Source organism: Planctomycetota bacterium (assembly GCA_026387035.1).
Lineage (GTDB): Bacteria > Planctomycetota > Phycisphaerae > FEN-1346 > FEN-1346 > JAPLMM01.
In genome coordinates this window covers 1-18,577 of record JAPLMM010000197.1, presented here as the reverse complement: position 1 = coordinate 18,577, position 18,577 = coordinate 1, and the positions used below count along the sequence as shown (strand labels likewise).

Sequence of the window (18,577 nt, the reverse complement as noted above, 5' to 3'; positions counted from 1 at the left end):
CAAGACGTTTGGGAGGGTGGCGGGTCAGGAGACCCGCCACCCTTTAGTTGTGAAACCAGTTCTAGCCCTTCGGGGTGTCCTTGGGGGCGGGCTTCGGCTCCTTGGGTTCGCCCGTTTCGCCGGGTTTCGGTTCGCCTTTCTCGGGCGCCGCCTGTTTTACCTGCCACGCCTCATAAACGCTGACGTCCTCGCCTTTGACGCCCGTGATCTGCTCGAGGGCATTCAGATAAATGGGCTTGAGATCCCCGGCGGTCTCGGCCTTGAAGGCGCCCAGGACGGCGCCGACGGCCTGGGTGGAGCCGGCGGGCGCCAGGAGGCCGATCGCCCCGACGGTTTGCGCCCGCGCCCACAAGTTTTTCATCGCCAGGTTCTCGATGAGGATCGGCAGCACCTTGGCCGCGCCCGCGTCCTCTCGCTTGAGCGTCCGGTAGGCCAGGATGGCGGCGGCGCCGCGGGCCTGCTCCTCGGGGTCCTTAAGGAGCCGAAGCAGGAGGTCCGAATCGACTGGTTTCTGCTGGACGGCCAGTCCGATGGCGGCGGCGGCGCGCACGCTTCGGCTGGTGTCCTTCGTCATTTCCACCAGCCTCTGCCGGGCCGACGCGTCCGCGGAAAACGTCATGCCGAACAGCGCCAACTCGCGTATGACCGGGTCCTCGTCCGACGAATCCTTGAGGATGGCCTGGAGGTTGGCGGCGGCGACCTGTCCGGCGGCGTTGCGGACGGCCGCCAGATCCGCGGGGTTGCCTTGCGCGTTGGCCTGGTCGTGGGCCCGCCTCAGGTCCCTCAGGACGACGCGCAGGTCGTTCTGCGGCAGCGGTTTCGTCAGGAGCCGGCGCTGGAGCACGTTCGCGTGAAGGGTCTTCACGGCGGGGGTCCACCGGCCGTCGGGCATCTCCTGGATGTAGGCCTGGAGGGTTTCGACGGCGGCCGCGAGGTCGTCGCTCTGGGCCTGCTCGAAGGCGCGGCGGAGGCGTTCGGCGTCGGCCCGGGCTTTCGCCAGGTCGTCGCCTTCGAGCCGTGCGGTCTTGACGCGTTTGGCCTCGAACGTGCGGGTGACGCGTTGTTCGGCGGCATCGCCCTTTTCGCCCAGGATGTTCGTGGCCGTGATGTGCTGCAACCCGCTCCCGTCCAGCGCGACGGACATGCGTGACTCGATCTTTTCGACGGTGATGCGTCCGGCGATCTCTCCGGCGAGCGCGGCCGTGGCCGTCACGTCCAGCACCGCGCACGCAAGGCCGCCGACCGTCTTGACCTCGACGAACTTCGTCTTGACGGTCCCGCGGACAGCGCCGAAGTCCGCGTCGTGCGACCACTCGTCGCCGGGGCTGACCGCCTGCTCGGGCAGGTATCGCGTGGCCCCGAAAAACAGTGAGAGGGCGACCGTCGGATTCTCGACCGGCTTGATGGGTTCGGCGGGTTCGCCCCGCAGGCCGCGCTCGTCGAGGTTGATCTGGGGCGGGCTGGTCTGCCGGCGTGCGTTTTCCGGCACGTCCGGGAGGCGGTCCTTGCCGTTCTCCTCGAGCGAGACGAGGCGTTCCTCCTGCGGCGGCTCGAAGATGACGACCCGCACGGACGGCGGTTCCATCTTCGCCTCGACCGTCAACTCCTCGCGCGTGCCGGTCTGTTCGGTGACGGTCCGCCGGCTGTTTTCCCCCCGGTGCTGGACGGTTTCGGTCCGCAGGGTCTGCTCGAAGACGTATTGGTCGCCCGGCTGGGCGAGGTGGCGCAGGGTGTAGGGTTGTCCGCGTGCGATCGTCGCCGGCACGAGGGCGGCGGCGCAGGCGAGCACGGCGCAGGCTGTCAGGCGGGTTTTCATCGGCGTTTTCCTTTTCGTTGGTTGGAGCCCGCGGCGGGGCTCGGTTCGTCGGGAGGCGGTTCGTAGTCGGTGCGCCGATGCGGATGGGTGCTCCGGTTCAGCCACACCAGAGCCGCGACGGCCGCGGCCGCCATCGCCGCCCCCACGTTCTGGCTGATCGTCAGGCCGCCCAGGTTCCCCGCCGCCGCGCCGTGGCCCAGCCATCTCAGGAGCGTCGGCAGCCCCAGAAGATACGTCTCCGCCTCGTCCGCCCGCGTGTACTCCAGGAGAAATCGGCTGACGGCATAGAGGAGGATGAAGAAAAAAAAGATCTGGCCGTGCCGACGCTTCCACCGGAAGGCGAGGTGGAGGACGGCGAACAGCCCGGCCGCGTTCACCAGCGAGTACAGTTGCGACGGGTGGATCGTCCACGCCTGGCGCGCCCCCGCCAGGGAACCCGTGACCGCTCCGAGGGCCGGGCCGAAGCCCTCGGCGGAAAGAATCGCCCCCTTCAGGCCCGCGGATGCGAGGAACGCGTTCGCAGAGTGCTCCCAGGGGATGGACCCGACGGGCCAGGCGAACGCCCAGGGCAGGTGAGATTCATCGCCATAGCAGCACCCGTTCAGAAAACAGCCCATCCGGCCGAACGCCAAGCCCAACGCCAGGCTCGGGGCGACGATGTCGAGCCAGTAAAGCACCGGCCGGCGCGACAGCCGGAGATACGCGACGACGCCCGCGGCGCCCAGCACGAGACCCCCGTAGTACGTCAGGCCGCCCTCCCAGATGGCGACGAGGTCCAGGGCCGACCGGAAGTGCTCGCGGTACTGGAGAACATAGAAGAGCCTCGCGCCGAACACGCTGCACACGAACGCGATGAGCCCCGCGTTGTAAATGACGTCGGGGGATTGCCTCCGGCTCCGCGCCCGCCAGGCGGCCACCAGGATGGCCGACAGAAACCCGAGGCACATCATCGCCCCGTACCCGTAGATCGTCAGGGCGTGTTCCGTGCCGGGCAGCGCCAGGCGAAAAAGGATGGGGCGCACCACGTTCTCCTGAGAGCGGCCGGCTACGGGCCGCGGACGATGGAATTGTTCTCGCCCAGCACGATGGTTCGCGCGACGTGGCCGGCCAGTTCCTCGGGCCCGAGGTACGCAAAGCCCATGATGATCAGGTGGTCGCCGACCGCCGCCAGACGGGCCGAGGCCCCGTTGAGGCAAACGGCCCCGCCGCCGCGATCGCCCGGAATGGCGTACGTCACCTGGCGCGAGCCGTTCGCCAGGTTCGACACGAGGACCGCTTCGCCCGGCACGAGGCCCACGGCCTCCATCAGGTCCTTGTCGAGGGTGATGCTCCCCTCGTAGTCGAGGCGCGTCTCGGTTACGGTCGCCAGATGGATTTTTGCGCGCAGCACTTTGATCTGCATCAGTCTATCCGTCCTCCGTTCTCAGCCCCCGAGGTTCCGCAGGAGCACGTTGTCGATGAGGCGCGTCCGGCCGACCCGCGCCGCCAGGGCCACGAGCGCCCGGTCCTCGATCCGCTCCAGGTCCGCCAGCGTGTCCGGGTCGACGACGGCCACGTACTCGAGCGCGACGCCGGGCTCCTCGCCGACGAGCCGGCGGACGCCGTCGGCCACGCTCGCCGCATCGCGCTCGCCCGCCTCGATCCGTTCGCGCGTCTGGGCGAGCGCCCGGCCCAGCACCAGCGCGCTGGCGCGCTCGGGGGCCGAGAGGTACTGATTTCGGCTGCTCGTCGCCAGGCCGTCGGCGTCCCGCACGAGCGGGCACGCCCGGATTTCGACGGCCAGGTTCAGGTCCCGTGCCATCTGCCGGACGACCGCCAGTTGCTGGGCGTCCTTCTCGCCGAAGTAGGCGGCGTCGGGGCGGACGATGCCGAAGAGTTTCGCCACCACCGTGCACACGCCGTCAAAATGTCCCGGCCTGGACGCCCCGCACATCTTTTCGGTCATCCCGGCGACGTGGACCGTCGTCGCGAACCCCGCCGGGTACATCTCCGCCGGCTGCGGGGCGAAGACGAGGTCCACGCCTTCGTCCCGGCAAATCTTCAGGTCCTTTTCCAGCGGCCGGGGATACGACTCGTAATCTTCGCCGGGCGAAAACTGCGTCGGGTTCACGAAGAGGCTGACGACGACGAACCCGTTTTCCGCGCGGGCGGCCCGCAGGAGGCCCACGTGGCCGTGGTGCAGCGCCCCCATGGTCGGGACGAGTCCGACCCGCTCGCCCCGCCGGCGCGCTTCCCGCACGGCCTCCCGGACCTGCCCGATTGTCGCTGCCACCGCCGCCATGGCCTCTCCGGCGTCCGTCCCGTCGTCGGCACGGGCGGTCGATGCACCCGCGACCGGGCATTATAGCCCCCCCGGGGCCTGCATACAAGGGACCCGCCGGCCGCGAAGCGAAGGAGGGAGGGGCTGCCCGGGCGTCGGGGCGGTCAGGGGGCCGGGGATGCCGCCGGTTCCATGTATTCCACGACGACGTTCAACGCTGTCGCACCTTGGATGCGCAGATAGAATTGGCCCGGCACGTGGCGGATGATCGTGCTGCCTTGGTCGGCCGTGAAACTTTCCGCCGGCGTGATCGACCGTTTCACCTCCGAATATCGCGGGTCCACGTAGCAAACGTTGACATGGATGGCTGCATGTTGCATGACGCGCTTCAGGTTCCACGAGAATCGCCATTTCGCAGTGGGGATCTTGAAAACGGTGCTCTCGATGGTGTGTGTGCTCTTCATGGCGGTCGACACCCCGACTCGGCGCCAGACCGTCTTCTCCGGCGTCGAAGAACCTGGTGCGCCCGCGGTCGGCTTCGCCGGCGTCTGAGCCGGGGTCGGTGGAGCCGGCTCCGCCCCCTTCTTCACAATCCGCTCTTCCAGGGCCTTGTCGGGGTCGGCGAAGTATTTGGCGGCCTCGGCCTTCACCAGCGCGTCCGCGAGCCAGCCCTCGCGGGTCCAGATGCGCACGGGCAGGTCGTTCTCGGGTCCCAGTTTCCGCTGGCTCGACGGGAAGATCCAGACCGGTCCGGTTCCCAGGGTCTTGGCGGCCAGTTCCTTGGCACGGTCCGCGTCCGCCGCGCATGCCGCGTCGTAGAGGCGGAGCCGCACGGTTTTGCCCTCGCGCTGAACTTCGAATGTGTCGCCCGCGACGATCTGCTGGATGGGGGCGGCGAAGGCGGGCGGCGGAGGCGGCGGGACGTCCGCCGGCGCCGCGGCAGGCGGGGCCTCCGCCGGAGTGAACGTTACCGCGGCCATGTCGCTGCGCCGCTTCGCCAGGTTCGACTTGATCAGGATTTCCGAGAGCCAGCCCTTCTTCGTCCACACGCGGGCTCGGACCTCTCCCGGCGCGCCGGGATTCAGCGGCGCGCAGGGGAAGATCCAGAACGGTTCCGCCTCGAGCAGTTGCGCAGCGAGGAACGCGGCGCTCTGGAGGCGCGGGGGGTCCAGGTCGCTCGAATCGGCGTCCCGGAGGCGGATCGTCATCGTCCGCCCCTCCCACTCGAACTGGAAGGAATCGCCCTGGATCTTCGTAACGGCGGCGAGGTATGTCGTGTAAACAGCCGGTGGCGGGGGAAGGATCGCCGCGGCCGCCGTCTCCGCACGCCCCGCACCAGGAAGGGCCACGACCACGAACAGCACTGCAGCCAGGACCAGGGCGGCTCTGGAGCCGCCGGCGTCGCTTGCAAGCATTGGGGTGAGTCCTTTCCTTGGGGCCGGGATCTCTTTTTCGGCCGTCATGATAACGTAGCCGCGCGCCCGATTCAATACATTTAGACGCTCGGAGCAGGGCGCCGGTTCCCCGGGAAATGGGGCCGGCAGCGGGGTTTACCCGACCGATTCGGCGGCGTAGTGTACGGCCATCAGGCAGAGGCCCTGGGGCGGGGCGGTGGGGCCTGCCGCTTCCCGGCTCCCGGCCGCAAGAGCCTCGGCCACCCACTCGGCCGTCCGATGCCCGCGCCCGACCTCCACCAGCGTTCCCACCAGGTTCCGCACCATCCGATAGAGAAAACCGTCGCCCTCGACGTCGAAATGGATTTCGCGGCCGGCTTCGGTGACGTCGAGGCGGAAGACCTCGCGGACCGTGTTCTCGCGGCCGGTCCCGCGGCCCTCGAAACTCTTGAAATCGTGCCGGCCCACCAGGAGCCGCGCCGCCTCCCGCATCGGTTCCACCTCGATCGGCCGGTACCAGTGCCAGACGTATCGTGCCTCGAAGATGGGTTTGGCCCGGCCGCGGTAGAGGCGGTAGCGGTAATGTTTGCGGACGGCATCGTGCGAGGGGGAGAAGTCCGGCGCCGCCTCGGCCACGTCGGCCACCGCGATGTCATCGGGCAGGCGGCTGTTGAGCGCGGCTTGGAGGCGCGCCGGCGTGATGTCGCGCTCCGTCTGCACGGCCGCCACCTGCCCGAGGGCATGGACGCCGGCGTCGGTCCGGCTCGCGCCCTCGACGGCGGGGCGCTCCACGAGGATCGTCGCCAGCCGCTCCGCCAGCGTCCCCTGGACGGTCACGAGGCCCGGCTGCTCCTGCCAGCCGTGGTAGGCCGTCCCGTCGTACTGGACCGTCATTCGGATGCACCGCATGAACCGAGTGTACCGGCCGGCCGGCGCGCCCGCCAGTCATACCGTTCCGCCGAAAATACCCGGGGGAGCAGTGCCAGACCAACGAGGACCCATGGAAATGTGCCTGTTGCTCCGGCCCGCAGGTCCGGTCTTCATGTCTGGGTCGGCCGGAAGCCGCGCTATTCCGGCATCCAGTTCCGCGCGCCGTGAACGATGCCCGTTATCCAAACCTGGTCGGTTTCGAGGCGGTACATGATGCGATAAGGGGCGACCATAACCTCGCGGCATGCTGCGTTGCCGATCTCGGGAAGGATGCGGCCGGATTCCGGAAAGCGGGCGAGGCGGTCGGTGGCTTCCATAAGCCGGGCGACGAAAAGGGCCGCGTTGTCCGCGGAGTCCCGGGCAATGTACTGGGCAATGGCTTCAACGTCTGCAAGCGCCGCCGGCGCCCACATTACTTGAGCCATTTCTGAAGCCTCTGCCGGACTTCCTCGTGCGGCACGCCTTGGCCTTGACGTATCTCGCCCTCGCCGTGCTCAAACTTCGCGCGGACGTAGAGGGCATGAATGATGTCGTCCATGCTGGCATCGTCGGGCATGGCGTCGATGACGTGCCTTGCGGCTTCCTTGGCGACCATGATTTGGTTCCCTTAATCCGCCTGCGGCGGAAAGATGGTCGGGGCGACTGGATTCGAACCAGCGATCTCCTGCACCCCATGCAGGCGCGCTAACCAAACTGCGCTACGCCCCGACCGAATTTGCGTCGTCAAGTTTTGGTTCGACTGAACCGCCTGCCCTCGCGCCGGCTAACCGCTTCTTCTCCCGCGAACCCGCAACACTCTTCAGATACCGTTCGCGCCTCACGGCAGAGACACGATCCGGATGTTCTTCCTTATACACCAGTTCCCACGGCCCGTTCTGGTCCGTGAATCGGCTTCCCCGCCCCTCCTTGTGCTGCCACACCCGCCGGTCCAGATTGTTCGTATTCCCGATGTAAAGTTTCCCGTTTCGCAAACTGCGGAGGATGTATACCCAAAACACCGCGTCTTTCTTGACCAGCGACCTTCCCGCCGGGACGCGCTAACCAAACTGCGCTACGCCCCGATAGTGGGGCCGCCCGAAGGCAGCCCCCTTGGATTCCCATCCCACGCGACTGGATTATGAGCCAACCGCTCTGGTCTGTCAAGGTCGTACCTCGCCGCCGGCGCAGCGCCCTGCTCAGCCGGCCCTCATCGGGGTCGGCGGGCGAGCAACTGGGAAAACATCCTCCCGCCGCGGGCGATGCCGTCGCGCGCGAGGACCAGCTCGAAACCGTCGAACGCCGCCGCCAACTCGCCGTCCGCGACGGTGTGGCCGGGGTCGAGCGGCCGGCCTTCCCGCCCCGGGTCCTGCCGGTGGAACGTCTCGTAAACGACGAACCCTCCCGGCGCGACACATTCGCGAATGGCCGGCAGAAGGGGCCGATGCAGGAACCGCAGCACCGTCACGAGGTCGTACCTTTCCGCCGGCAGGACCGGTTCGCGCCGCAGGTCTGCCTGGATTGTGTTCAGGCGCACGCCCGAGCGCCGCGCGAGGTCCTGCGCGCGCTCGAGGGCGTCCGGCAGACGGTCGATGGCGTCCACTTCGTAGCCGCGCATCGCCAGGTACACGGCATCGCGCCCGGTGCCGCAGGCGATGTCGAGCGCGCGGCCGGCGAGCGATCCGGTCGCGGCGGCGATGTGCTCGAGTGCCTCGACGAGAAACGGGCCGGGTCGCCAGAGCGCCGCCCGCGAAGGTCCGCACTCCCGCAGGTCGTCCGCGGCAAGGGCCGCCGGCTGAACGGCGTATCCCCGGAGGCGAAGGGCCTCGGCGGCGGCCTTCCAGCGGGCCGGGTCGTCGTCGTAGAGGCGGACCGCGGAGCCCTTGGGCGGCAGTTCGTGGGCCCGCCGGGCGAGTTCGTCGAGCGGGATACTGACCGCGCCGGGGGCGTGGCCGGCCAGGAACCGCGCCGCCGCGCGGACGTCCAGAATCGGAAGAGGAACCGCTTCGCCGTCTGCTCTCACGCCACAACCCCATTGACAACCGGCCCCCGCGACGCTAAAAAACCTGCCTGTAAGGCCCGAGCCGGGCCGAACCGAAAGGATACGAACCGATGGACGTGAAAGCAATCGAAGCCAGGATTTTCGCCACCCCCGTGCCCAAGGTCAAGAAGGTCGCGCTGGCCTATAGCGGGGGCCTGGACTCGAGCCTGGCCGTTGAACTCTTGCGGCGCGCCTACAAGGTCCGGGACATCGTCGCCATCACGTGCGACGTCGGCCAGGGCGACGAGGAAATCGCCGTCTCCAAGGCCAAGGCCAAGGTCCTCCGCGTCAAGCCCATCATGCTCGACGTGACGAAGGAGTTCACCGAGAACTGGCTGGCCAAGGCCATCCGCGCCAACTCCGACTACGAGGGCTATCCGGTCTCGACGTCGATGACGCGGCAACTGGTGGCGAGGGAGGTGGCGCTCAAGGGCAAGGAACTCGGCTGCGACGCCCTCATGGAAGGATCGACCGGCAAGGGCAACGACCAGTACCGCATGCACAACGTCTTTAAGATGTTCGCCCCGAAGTGCCAGATCCTCGTCCCGGTCCGCGACTTCGACCTGACGCGCGGCGAAGAGAAGGCGCTCTGCGAGGCGTGGGGCGTCCCCGTGGACGAGCAGATCGAGGGCGGCGACGACAAGACCCTGTGGTGCCGATCCATCGCCTCGGGCGCCATCGGTCTGGACCAGGAACTGCCGGACGACATCTGGATGTGGCTCGTCCCGCCCGAAAAGGCGCCCGACAAACCCACGGAGATCACCATCCGCTTCACCGAGGGCATTCCGACCCACCTCGACGGCAAGAAGATGGCGCTGGGGAAACTCATCCCGGAACTCAACTGTGTCGCGGGGGCGAATGGCGTCGGACGCATCGACATGTTCGAGGACGGCATCATGGACCTCAAGAGCCGCGAAATCTACGAGGCCCCCGCCGCACACGTCATCCTCCGCCTCCACCGCGACCTCGAGCAGTGGTGCCTGACGAAGGACGAACTGGAGTTCAAGGCCGTCGTGGACCGCAAGTGGGCGTACCTCGTGTACCACGGGATGTGGTACCACCCGCTCAAGCGCGAACTGGACGCTTTCGTCGCGGCCAGCCAGCGGTTCGTCTCCGGCGAGTACCGCGTCAGCCTCTACAAGGGCAACATCACGATCGTCCACCGTGAATCCGAGACGGGCCTCTTCTCGCCCGAAATCCGGTCCATCAAGGCCAAGGGCTTCGCGCAGACGGCATGCAAGGATGCGGCCCTGGTGCGCGGCATTCCGTTCGAGATCCTCGCCCGCCGCGGAGGCATCGAGGACTGACAGGGACGAAGGGACGAAGGGACGAAGGGACAGAGGGACGAAGGGACGGAGGCGTTTTTCCAGCCTTTCGTCCCTTTGTCCCTCGCCCCTTGAGAAATAGCGTGGCGGGTCAGGCCGGTCCGCCGTAGCCTCGGCGAAGGCGGGAGACCCGCCGCCCTTTTTTGTAAAAAAATCTTATCTCTGCGCTCTCTGCGGTCTCTGCGTTGAGATAGCGTTGCGGAATTACCGCTCCGCTTTGCGGATCGGGCCGATGTACTCCGTCGCCACCACCACGTCGTCGAACCACACGCGGTTCACCTTGTTCGTCTTCGCGGAGTGCTCCGTCACGTAACTCATCAGCCAGAAGGCGTTCGCCTTGAGGTCCGCGCTCGCGCGCCACGCGATGCCGCCGAAGTCGCCGACCTTCTTCCCGTCCACCCAGAACGCCTGCCTTCCGTCGGCCCGGCCCGGCGTGTTGGCTTGGATCATCATTTCCATGGCGTACCAGCGTCCGCGCTCGGGCACGACGGCGGGCTCGGGCATGAAGGAATTGCCCCAGTACTTCCCGTCGCCGCTCTGCTTCATTTTCCACCAGTAGGTGTAGAAGTTCCACGCGCCCGGCGCGGGGTGTTTGCCCCATCGTCCCCACGGTTCCAGGCCCGTGGAGAACTTTTTGTCGCAGGCCGGAAGTTCGCCTGCGCCGCCGGTCGGCCAGCGCGTGGCGGGCAACTCCGCCACGATCGTCACGAAATGGTGGATGTAGTCCGAGTCCGGGGCGAACCGGACGTACCAGCGGGCGTGCATCTTCTCGACGCCGCGCTCGAACCGCCGAAAGAGGTGCCCGCCCGTGTTCGCGCCGAGCGTCGCTGTCACGAGGAGGCTCTTCTTCCCGGCGCTCGCCGCCGGAACGTCGTCCGAAAAGGAAAGCGCCCCGGCCTTGTTCGAGATTTCGGTCCAGCGGTTCTTGTCGAGCGCGGCCGTCTCGAAGTTTTCGTAGAGGAGCACGCGCTCATCCTTTTCGATCCCTGAGTCGCCGGGGTACTTGGCGGCGATGCCGCCCGCCCCCTCGGGCAGTGCGTCAGGTGCGGCCGCCGCCGTGCGGCCGGCCAGGAGGGCGAGGCACACCACCAGCATCACCACCATGGCATATCGCATGAGGCGTCTCCCTTCTTCTAGTGCCGCTTCCAGAAAGGTGCTGTGACTTCCGTACGCCGGGTGCCACCCCGCTGAAAGTGGTACTACCTTTCTGGAAACGGCACCAGCGACCACTCCCTTGGTTCTGCGCACGAGGCCGGGAGGATGCCCCGCCGCTTGCGCGGCGGGCTCGAACAGCTGCGGTGCTACGCGCCTACGCAACCAGCGACCTGCGCGATGGTCTCCTCGATTTCGCTGCGCGTCACGCCCAGGTTGGTCACGGCGCGCACACTCGTGGCGTCGCGGGCCAGCATGAGGACGCCCATTTTCGCGAGGCGCTCGATGAGCCGCGCCGCCGGCATGTCCTTTACGTAGAAGACGACGATGTTCGTCTCGACGGTCGTGGGGTCGATGGCAATGCCCGACAGGGGGGCTATGCCCTCGGCCAGGCGCCGGGCGTTGGCATGGTCCTCGGCAAGGCGCTCGCGGTGGTGGTCGAGGGCGTAGAGGGCCCCGGCCGCGATGATCCCGGCCTGCCGCATGCCGCCGCCGAACATCTTGCGGAACCGCCGCGCCCGCGCGATGAACTCGCGCGGGCCCGCCAGGGCCGACCCGACGGGGGCCCCCAGGCCCTTCGAGAAGCAGACGCTCACGCTGTCGAAGTGGGTGGCGTAGTCCCTCTCGGGCACGCCCGAGGCCACGGAGGCGTTCCAGAGACGGGCGCCGTCGAGGTGCACTTTCAGTCCGGCATCGCGTGCGGCCGCCGCGACTTCGGCGACCAGGCCGACGGGCCAGACCGCCCCGCCGCCGCGGTTGTGCGTGTTCTCGACGCACACGAGCCGCGTGCGCGGGAAGTGTTCGTTCGCCGGACGCAGGACCGCCCGCACCTGGTCGGCGGTGAAGCGTCCGCGGTCGCCCTGGATGAGGCGGCACATGACGCCCGAGAGGGCCGCCGGGCCGCCCGACTCGAGGAAATAGGTGTGGGCCTCGGCCTCGATGAGGATCTCGTCGCCCGGCTCGGTCCACGTCCGGATGGCGACCTGGTTGGTCATCGTGCCGGAGGGCATGTAGACGGCGGCTTCCTTGCCGAGGATCTCGGCGGTGCGGAGCTCGAGGGCCGCCACGGTCGGGTCGTCGCCGAGAACGTCGTCGCCCACCTCGGCCTCGGCCATGGCGCGGCGCATGGCGGCGGTGGGGCGGGTGACCGTGTCGCTTCTCAGGTCGATCATGGCCGGCTCCTCGTGCGGGCGCCGGGCCGGCGCTTGCATCGCCGCGGCCGGGCACGTATCGTAAGGTGACCATCTTCCGCAGGGGAGGTCAAGGGTTATGTCGAAGAAGGCCAAGGCCGGCCCGCTCCGGCCGTACCGCGGGAAGCGCCGCTTCGAAAAGACGCCCGAGCCCGAGGGCACGCTCGCCGCGGTCCTCATCCCGCTCCTCGCCTGGCCCATCTTCGTTCATGTCGCGCGCATCCGCCGCCGCTAACCGCGCCCCGAGCGTAAGTCAGAGCAGGGGATTTGCCTCGACGAACGTGGCTTGGTGGAACTAGCGTTTGGGCTGGTCGAAGCGCAGCACGCGGGCGTGGCAGACGGGCCGCTCCGGGTGCTTCCGGAGGTAGTCCTGGTGGTAAGACTCGGCGGGCCAGAAGGTCGTGGCCGGCTCGATGGCGGTCGCCACGGCGTAACCGTTGGCCCGGAGTTGGGCAACGAGCGCCTCGGCCGTCCGCCTCTGTTCCTCGTCCGCGTAGAAGACGGCCGAGCGGTACTGGCTCCCCACGTCGGGCCCTTGCCGGTTGACCTCGGTCGGGTCGTGGATCTCGAAGAAGAGGCGCGCGAGTTGCTCGTAAGTGACGCGCTTGGGGTCGAAGCGGACCTCGACGGCCTCGGCGTGGCCGGTCCCGCCCGTGCACACCTGTTCGTACGTGGGGTTTTCGGTGTGGCCGCCCGTGTAGCCGGACGTGACGGCCAGGACGCCGGGCGCCTGGCCGAACTCGTGCTCGACGCCCCAGAAGCATCCGCCGGCGAAGAAGGCCCGCCCCACGGCGCGTTCGGCCTCCGGGATGAAGACCAGCGACGCCGAGTTCACGCAGTGCCGCACGTTCTTCTCCGTGAAACGCTCGCCGGCGAACACGTGGCCGAGATGTCCGCCGCAGGCGGCGCAGAGGATCTCGGTCCGCCGGCCGTCGGCGTCGGGCTGCCTCCGGACGGCGCCGGGGATTTCAGAATCGAAACTCGGCCAACCGCAGTCCGAGCGGAACTTGCTGTCCGACAGGTACAAGAGGACCCCGCACTGGCGGCAGGCGTAGGCGCCGCCCTCAAAGTGGTCCCAGTACTTGCCGCTGAACGGCCCCTCGGTGCCCTTGTCGAGAAGGATGCGGCGCTCTTCGGCACTGAGGGGCGGCATCGGACGCCGGCTGGCCTGAACCCCGCCCGAACTCGCGGCCGGCTCCGTCGGATCTCGCGTCGTCGCGCTCATGGGTCGGTCTCCTGGAGGCGAAGCGGATTCGGCGCACCCGGACATGACCAGGGCGCAACACGCGAGGACGTACGCCAGCCAGACCGCGAACACGGCTTTCCTCCTTCTCCTCTCCGGAATTGTAGGCTCGCAACCGAGCCCAAGGAACCCCCCTCCGCCGCGCGTAAGTCAAAGCGGGTGATTAACCGCCGAGGGCGCCTGCTGATGCGCGGCGAGTACTCGTCCGCCGTAGCCCGACCTGTCCGCCATAGCCCGCAGGGCGACGGCGGAAGGGCGAAGGGGGAAACTCGCCGGCTAAATAGGGTGGCCTCCGCCGTTCGAGTGCTGTTCATGCGTGCAGGGCGGCGATGCGCTTGAAGTCGTCGCGGAGGTTGTGGTACAGCCGGCCGTACTCGGGATAGAGGGCGTCGTACCGCGCGACGGTCTTCTTGTCGGGGCTGGTTTTGCGGCGGGTCTTGATGGTGGCGTCGCAGGCCTCGGGCACCGTTTTCCAGACGCCCGTGCCGACGCCCGCCAGGAGTGCGACGCCGTAGGCCGGCCCTTCCTCGCTCGAGACGGTCCAGACGGCCTGGCGATAGACGTCGGCCTGCATCTGGCGCCAGAAGCGGCTGCGTGCCCCGCCGCCCGCCACGCGGATCTCCTTGACCGGGACGCCCATCCCCTGAATGATTTCGAGGCAATCGCGCATGGCGTAGGTGGCGCCTTCCATGACGGCCCGAGCCATGTGGGCTCGCGTGTGCATGTTCGAGAGGCCGATCCAGGCGGCGCGGGCGTCGGGGTCGGCGTGCGGTGTGCGTTCACCCGTCAGGTAGGGCAGGAAATACAGGCCGTCGGCGCCGGGCGGGACGCGGGCCGCCCCGGCCGAGATGATGTCGTACGGATCCACTTTCTTTTTTTTCGCCGCCGCGACGAGGTCCTGGCAGAGCGTGTTGCGGAACCATTGGAGGCTGCCGCCCGCCGCCAGGACGACGCCCATGACGTGCCACTTGCCGGGAACGGCGTGGCAGAAGGTGTGGACACGGCCGTTGGGGTCGGTCTCGACGGAGTCGGCATGGGCGAAGACGACGCCGCTCGTCCCGAGCGTCGCCGAGATGGCGCCTCGGCGGACGATGCCGTTGCCGACGGCCCCGGCGGCCTGGTCCCCGCCGCCGCCCACGACGGGCGTTCCTGCGGCGAGGCCGGTGACCTTGGCGGCCTGAGGCGTGAGGCGCCCCGAGACCTCGGGCGACTCATACACGCGCGGCAGGAGCGCTACGTCGATGTCCAGGAGCGCGAGCAATTTTCGCGACCACTGCCGCTCGCGCACGTCCAGCAGGAGCGTCCCGGAGGCGTCGCTCACCTCGGTTGCGAACTCGCCGGTCAGCCGGTAGCGGACGTAGTCTTTCGGGAGGAGCACCTGGGCGGTGCGCTCGTAGAGGTGCGGCTCGTATTTGCGGACCCAGAGGATCTTGGGCGCGGTGAAGCCGGTGAGGGCCGGGTTGGAAACCATCTGGATAAGTTCGCGACGCCCGCCAGCCATGCGGGTGATCTCGGCGCACTCCTCGCCGGTCCGCTGGTCGTTCCAGAGGATCGCCCGGCGAAGGACCTTGCCGTTCTTATCGAGAAACACCGAGCCGTGCATCTGTCCGGAGAGGCCGATGCCCGCGACCTGGCCGCCCCGGACCTTGGCTTTCCTCAAGGCCAGTCGGATGCTCTTGCAGGCGGCCTGCCACCAGTCCTCGGGGACCTGTTCGCTCCAGGCTGGTTTGGGGGCGTACGACGGGTACTCGATGGTGACGGAGGCCCGGATCTTGCCGCGCGCGTCCACCAGAAGCGTCTTCGTGCCGCTCGTTCCGATGTCGATGCCGATGAGATAGGCCATGTCCGGATCCTCCGCATTTTCATGGCTCGGGTGGAGCGAAGCCCGCACGGAAACAGGAACGGGCGGCGCGGGGGTCCGAAGAAGCGCAGGCCACGCGCGCCGCACGCGAGACGATCGGAGCCGGCCGAGCAGGGAAGACGCGAGGACTACTTCTCGCCCTCGTCTTCCGTGTCCTCGTCGTCTTCGTCGTCCCAGTCCTCGTCCTCATCGAGGTCCTCGTCGTCCAAGTCTTCTTCGTCCTCGTCGAGTTTTTCGTCGGGGTCTTCGGCGCCTTCGCCCTCATTGTCGAGGATTTCGTCGCGCTCGTCCAAGGCATGGTCCTCCGATTTAGTGGTTTCGATTTCGGCGATGAATTCGGCGGCTTCGTCGGCAAGTTCCTCGGGCACGAGGACGGGGATTCCAGCCCCGACGTCCGGGATGCCCGCGACGCCGGCACTGCCTTGTTCCAGGACAGCCGGGATGCCGTGGGCCTCCAGTTCGGCCCGATACAGTTCGGCCTCGGACAGATTGTTCGCATGGACGACGAGCACCAGTTCGGTGTAGTCGCGGTCGCCGAGGTTCGGTTTCGACGGTTCAGGCTCGCCGGGTTCGTCTTTGCGTCTGCGTTTGCTCGACATGGCCCCATGACCTCCGTCCGGTCCGCCGGCAGTCCGGCAGATCGTTGCTGCGATTCGACCCGCCTGCGGAAGAGGCGAGCCCCACTCTTCGGCGCGGAGTGTAGCAAGCGCGAAAAGGGTGTCAAGACCAAAAATCGCAGGAGTTTCCCCATGCTTTCTCACGTGGGCGGTTTAGCGAAGGCCAGGACCAGTTGACCAGGGTCGGCCGGCGTGGCAATTCGATGGATGGCCCTCGGCGAAAATGGTAGAATGATCGGATGGAGAGGAACCGGACCCGCTTCCGCCGGCGGAAAGAAGGCTTCCGCGGTCCTCCGCGGCGCGTTATACTATCGGCATGATGGAAAAGCGCATCAGCAAGAGCGACCTCGGCGATGCGGCGGCGGCCAAACGTGACCTCGCCTACTGGCTCAGCCGGCCGCCCGCCGAACGCCTGGCCGCCGTCGAGGCCTACCGGAAGCAATACTATGGAAGTTTACCCCGACTTCAAAGAGTTGCTCGCGTTGTTCAACAAACACAGGGTTGAATACCTCGTCGTCGGAGGATACGCCCTGGCGTTCCACGGTGCGCCTCGATTCACCGGCGACTTGGACCTTTACGTCCGGCCCGACGCGGGCAACGCGCGCCGGATTCTGGCGGCGCTGGACGAGTTCGGCTTCGGAAGCCTGGAATTGACCGAAGACGATTTTCGCCTGCCCGGCAAGGTCGTGCAACTCGGCGTTCCTCCCATTCGCGTTGATCTTATCACTTCTCTGAGCGGCGCCTCCTGGAAGCAGGCGGACGGGGGGAAGGTCCATGGCACGTACGGCGACGTTCCCGTGCCGTTCATCGGCCGGGAAGCCTTCCTTGCAAACAAACGCGCCACCGGCCGCACGAAAGACCTCGCCGACGCCGAAGCCCTCGAAGCCCTGAACGACTCCGAGACGGACCCTTCGCCCGGCAAGCCGTAGCGCGCCGGGGCCCGAAGGCGGCTGGGTCGTGGGGGATGGACCCACCCGCCGCGACGGACAGCAACCATTTCCCTTAAAGGCTGTTTCATAACTCCCTCGCCCTTGATGGGAGAGGAAATTGAGACAGCCTCTCAGCGCCCCGCCAGGGCCGCCTCGAGGTCCGCCTTCGGCGTGGAGATGGGCATGATGTTGAACTTCTCGGCGAGCACTTTGAGCATCGCCGGCGTCACGAAGGCCGGCAGGCTCGGGCCCAGGCGGATGTTCCGGATGCCCAGGTGAAGGAGCGTCAGCAGGATCACCACCGCCTTCTGCTCGTACCACGAAAGGATGAGCGAGAGAGGCAGGTCATTCACGCCGCAGCCGAACGCCTCCGCCAGGGCCCCCGCGATCCGGATGGCCGAGTACGCGTCGTTGCACTGGCCGCAGTCCAGCAGCCGCGGGATGCCTCCGATATCGCCGAACGCCAACTTGTTGAACCGGTACTTGCCGCACGCCAGCGTCAGGATGACGCAATCGTCGGGCACCGCCTCGGCGAGTTCGGTGTAGTAGTTGCGTCCGGGCTTGGCGCCGTCGCATCCGCCGATGAGGAAGAATCGGCGGATCTTCCCGGCCTTGACGGCCTCGATGACCTTTTCCGCGACGCCGAGGACCGCCGCGTGGCCGAAGCCGACCAGGATGGTTTTTTCCGGCACGTCCTCCGCAAAGCCGGGGGCCGCAAGCGCCGCCTCGATGAGGGGCTTAAAGTTGCGGTCGCCGATGTGCCGAACGCCCGGCCAGGCGACGAGGCCCGAGGTGAAGATGCGGCCGATGTAGGAATCGCGCGGTTTCTGGATGCAGTTGGTCGTCATGAGGATCGCCCCCGGGAAGGCGTCGAACTCATCTCGCTGGTCCTGCCACGCGCCGCCGTAGTTGCCCGCCAGGTGCGGGTATTTCTTGAGGCCCGGATAAGCGTGGGCGGGCAGCATCTCGCCGTGCGTGTACACGTTGATGCCGGTCCCTTGCGTCTGCTTGAGCAACTCTTCGAGGTCCTTGAGGTCGTGGCCGCTTACGACGATCGCCTTGCCCTTTTTGGGCGTGATGCGGACCGCCGTCGGCTCGGGGTTGCCATAGGCCCCGGTGTTGGCCGCATCCAGGAGCCCCATGATCTTCAGGTTCGCTTCGCCGACGGCGAGCGCGCGGGCCAGAAGTTCGTCGGCGCTGGGCTTCTCGCGCGCGAGCATGTCGAGCGTCTCGTGGAAGAAGGCATAGACGCCGTCGTCCGACTGGCCGAGGATTTGGGCGTGGTCGGCGTACGCGGCCGCGCCCTTGAGGCCGAAGGTGACCAGCGACTCCAGGGCCGTCGCCTCTTCGCCCAGCGCACGCTTGCGGGCGAGGATGCCGACCTCGTGTCCCTGCGCGACGAGGCCGTCCAGGTCGCCGGCGGGTTGGAACGCTGCCGGGCCGCCCAACTTCTCGGGCGTCTTGCCAGCCTTCTTCGCCGCCGACTCGTAGAGCGTCTTCGCCTTGTCGCGCAAGGTTGCGGCGCGGCGAACGAGTTGGGCGATGCGTTCGGCATCGAAGTTGACGTTCGTCACGGTCGTGAAAAGCGCCTCGACGGCGAAGACGTCGAGTTCTCTTGTCTTCGCGCCGAGGGCCCGCGCGCGGTGCGCGTACATCGCGAGGCCCTTGGTCGCGTGAACGAGAAGGTCCTGAAGCGTGGCGGTCGTCGGGTCCTTGCCGCAGACGCCGTGCACCGTGCACCCGGTTCCTTTGGCCGTCTGCTCGCACTGGAAGCAGAACATCTTCGCCTCTTGCGTGTCGGTCGGGCCCATCCATTTCTCCTTTCGAAGCCGCGAGTTCGACT

At 67.6% G+C, this 18,577-nt stretch carries 18 protein-coding genes and 1 tRNA gene; 3 read left to right on the top strand and 16 right to left on the bottom strand.

Going from position 1 to position 18,577, the window contains the following annotated elements:
• Positions 1–61: 61 nt before the first annotated feature.
• The 10 genes from NTX40_07065 to NTX40_07020 form a co-directional block, all read right to left on the bottom strand.
• Positions 62–1,816, bottom strand: coding sequence for a HEAT repeat domain-containing protein (locus NTX40_07065; GenBank protein ID MCX5648840.1), 1,755 nt, complete (start codon positions 1,814–1,816; stop codon positions 62–64).
• On the bottom strand, positions 1,813–2,838 hold the full coding sequence (lgt, locus tag NTX40_07060; protein ID MCX5648839.1) for a prolipoprotein diacylglyceryl transferase: 1,026 nt from the start codon (positions 2,836–2,838) through the stop codon (positions 1,813–1,815). Before lgt ends, NTX40_07065 begins: the two co-directional genes overlap by 4 nt.
• A 23-nt stretch (positions 2,839–2,861) precedes the next feature.
• The gene (locus NTX40_07055) at positions 2,862–3,218 is read right to left on the bottom strand and encodes an aspartate 1-decarboxylase (protein ID MCX5648838.1); all 357 of its coding nucleotides are present in this window, start codon (positions 3,216–3,218) and stop codon (positions 2,862–2,864) included.
• Between the two features lie 21 nt (positions 3,219–3,239).
• Entirely contained in the window at positions 3,240–4,097 is an 858-nt protein-coding gene (panC, locus tag NTX40_07050) for a pantoate--beta-alanine ligase (protein MCX5648837.1), read from the bottom strand.
• Positions 4,098–4,240: 143 nt separating this feature from the next.
• Positions 4,241–5,491 carry a hypothetical protein gene (locus tag NTX40_07045; protein ID MCX5648836.1) on the bottom strand — a complete coding sequence of 417 codons (1,251 nt, stop codon included), beginning with the start codon at positions 5,489–5,491 and terminating at the stop codon, positions 4,241–4,243.
• 135 nt (positions 5,492–5,626) lie between these two features.
• Positions 5,627–6,379 (bottom strand): tRNA pseudouridine(38-40) synthase TruA, encoded by a 753-nt coding sequence (truA, locus tag NTX40_07040; GenBank protein ID MCX5648835.1) that lies wholly within the window; start codon positions 6,377–6,379, stop codon positions 5,627–5,629.
• A 158-nt stretch (positions 6,380–6,537) separates the two neighbouring features.
• Positions 6,538–6,825, bottom strand: a complete 288-nt coding sequence (locus tag NTX40_07035) for a type II toxin-antitoxin system RelE/ParE family toxin (protein MCX5648834.1) — start codon at positions 6,823–6,825, stop codon at positions 6,538–6,540.
• Entirely contained in the window at positions 6,813–6,995 is a 183-nt protein-coding gene (locus NTX40_07030; GenBank protein ID MCX5648833.1) for a hypothetical protein, read from the bottom strand. The genes NTX40_07035 and NTX40_07030 overlap by 13 nt, the downstream gene beginning before the upstream one ends.
• A gap of 35 nt (positions 6,996–7,030) precedes the next feature.
• A tRNA-Pro gene (locus NTX40_07025) sits at positions 7,031–7,108 on the bottom strand.
• A 478-nt stretch (positions 7,109–7,586) separates the two neighbouring features.
• Positions 7,587–8,399, bottom strand: coding sequence for a methyltransferase domain-containing protein (locus NTX40_07020; protein ID MCX5648832.1), 813 nt, complete (start codon positions 8,397–8,399; stop codon positions 7,587–7,589).
• Positions 8,400–8,488: 89 nt separating this feature from the next.
• Between NTX40_07020 and NTX40_07015 the strand changes: the two genes are divergently transcribed.
• The gene (locus NTX40_07015) at positions 8,489–9,724 is read left to right on the top strand and encodes an argininosuccinate synthase (GenBank protein ID MCX5648831.1); all 1,236 of its coding nucleotides are present in this window, start codon (positions 8,489–8,491) and stop codon (positions 9,722–9,724) included.
• A 222-nt stretch (positions 9,725–9,946) separates the two neighbouring features.
• On the opposite strand, the gene NTX40_07010 is transcribed toward NTX40_07015, so the two are convergent.
• Positions 9,947–10,858 carry a hypothetical protein gene (locus NTX40_07010; GenBank protein MCX5648830.1) on the bottom strand — a complete coding sequence of 304 codons (912 nt, stop codon included), beginning with the start codon at positions 10,856–10,858 and terminating at the stop codon, positions 9,947–9,949.
• A 185-nt stretch (positions 10,859–11,043) separates the two neighbouring features.
• On the bottom strand, positions 11,044–12,066 hold the full coding sequence (gene ltaE, locus NTX40_07005; GenBank protein ID MCX5648829.1) for a low-specificity L-threonine aldolase: 1,023 nt from the start codon (positions 12,064–12,066) through the stop codon (positions 11,044–11,046).
• Between the two features lie 97 nt (positions 12,067–12,163).
• Here ltaE and NTX40_07000 point away from each other — a divergent pair, with 97 nt between their 5' ends.
• On the top strand, positions 12,164–12,319 hold the full coding sequence (locus NTX40_07000; protein ID MCX5648828.1) for a hypothetical protein: 156 nt from the start codon (positions 12,164–12,166) through the stop codon (positions 12,317–12,319).
• A gap of 60 nt (positions 12,320–12,379) precedes the next feature.
• Here NTX40_07000 and NTX40_06995 read toward each other — a convergent pair whose 3' ends face one another.
• From NTX40_06995 to NTX40_06985, 3 genes are all read right to left on the bottom strand, one after another.
• The gene (locus NTX40_06995; GenBank protein ID MCX5648827.1) at positions 12,380–13,237 is read right to left on the bottom strand and encodes a bifunctional methionine sulfoxide reductase B/A protein; all 858 of its coding nucleotides are present in this window, start codon (positions 13,235–13,237) and stop codon (positions 12,380–12,382) included.
• A gap of 400 nt (positions 13,238–13,637) precedes the next feature.
• Positions 13,638–15,170, bottom strand: a complete 1,533-nt coding sequence (gene xylB, locus NTX40_06990) for a xylulokinase (protein MCX5648826.1) — start codon at positions 15,168–15,170, stop codon at positions 13,638–13,640.
• Positions 15,171–15,316: 146 nt separating this feature from the next.
• Entirely contained in the window at positions 15,317–15,787 is a 471-nt protein-coding gene (locus NTX40_06985; protein MCX5648825.1) for a DUF2007 domain-containing protein, read from the bottom strand.
• 464 nt (positions 15,788–16,251) lie between these two features.
• Here NTX40_06985 and NTX40_06980 point away from each other — a divergent pair, with 464 nt between their 5' ends.
• Complete coding sequence (locus NTX40_06980) at positions 16,252–16,734, top strand: hypothetical protein (protein MCX5648824.1); 483 nt, start codon at positions 16,252–16,254, stop codon at positions 16,732–16,734.
• Positions 16,735–16,865: 131 nt separating this feature from the next.
• On the opposite strand, the gene hcp is transcribed toward NTX40_06980, so the two are convergent.
• Positions 16,866–18,515, bottom strand: a complete 1,650-nt coding sequence (gene hcp, locus NTX40_06975) for a hydroxylamine reductase (protein MCX5648823.1) — start codon at positions 18,513–18,515, stop codon at positions 16,866–16,868.
• Positions 18,516–18,577 lie beyond the last annotated feature (62 nt).

Coding starts and splice junctions, on each gene's coding strand:
- NTX40_07010 (MCX5648830.1), bottom strand. CDS start 10,858: ATGCGATATGCCATGGTGGTGATGCTGGTGGTGTGCCTCGCCCTCCTG.
- panC (MCX5648837.1), bottom strand. CDS start 4,097: ATGGCGGCGGTGGCAGCGACAATCGGGCAGGTCCGGGAGGCCGTGCGG.
- hcp (MCX5648823.1), bottom strand. CDS start 18,515: ATGTTCTGCTTCCAGTGCGAGCAGACGGCCAAAGGAACCGGGTGCACG.
- NTX40_07055 (MCX5648838.1), bottom strand. CDS start 3,218: ATGCAGATCAAAGTGCTGCGCGCAAAAATCCATCTGGCGACCGTAACC.
- NTX40_07030 (MCX5648833.1), bottom strand. CDS start 6,995: ATGGTCGCCAAGGAAGCCGCAAGGCACGTCATCGACGCCATGCCCGAC.
- NTX40_06995 (MCX5648827.1), bottom strand. CDS start 13,237: ATGCCGCCCCTCAGTGCCGAAGAGCGCCGCATCCTTCTCGACAAGGGC.
- xylB (MCX5648826.1), bottom strand. CDS start 15,170: ATGGCCTATCTCATCGGCATCGACATCGGAACGAGCGGCACGAAGACG.
- NTX40_07000 (MCX5648828.1), top strand. CDS start 12,164: ATGTCGAAGAAGGCCAAGGCCGGCCCGCTCCGGCCGTACCGCGGGAAG.
- ltaE (MCX5648829.1), bottom strand. CDS start 12,066: ATGATCGACCTGAGAAGCGACACGGTCACCCGCCCCACCGCCGCCATG.
- NTX40_07015 (MCX5648831.1), top strand. CDS start 8,489: ATGGACGTGAAAGCAATCGAAGCCAGGATTTTCGCCACCCCCGTGCCC.
- NTX40_07045 (MCX5648836.1), bottom strand. CDS start 5,491: ATGCTTGCAAGCGACGCCGGCGGCTCCAGAGCCGCCCTGGTCCTGGCT.
- NTX40_06985 (MCX5648825.1), bottom strand. CDS start 15,787: ATGTCGAGCAAACGCAGACGCAAAGACGAACCCGGCGAGCCTGAACCG.
- NTX40_07035 (MCX5648834.1), bottom strand. CDS start 6,825: ATGGCTCAAGTAATGTGGGCGCCGGCGGCGCTTGCAGACGTTGAAGCC.
- truA (MCX5648835.1), bottom strand. CDS start 6,379: ATGCGGTGCATCCGAATGACGGTCCAGTACGACGGGACGGCCTACCAC.
- NTX40_06980 (MCX5648824.1), top strand. CDS start 16,252: ATGGAAGTTTACCCCGACTTCAAAGAGTTGCTCGCGTTGTTCAACAAA.
- NTX40_07065 (MCX5648840.1), bottom strand. CDS start 1,816: ATGAAAACCCGCCTGACAGCCTGCGCCGTGCTCGCCTGCGCCGCCGCC.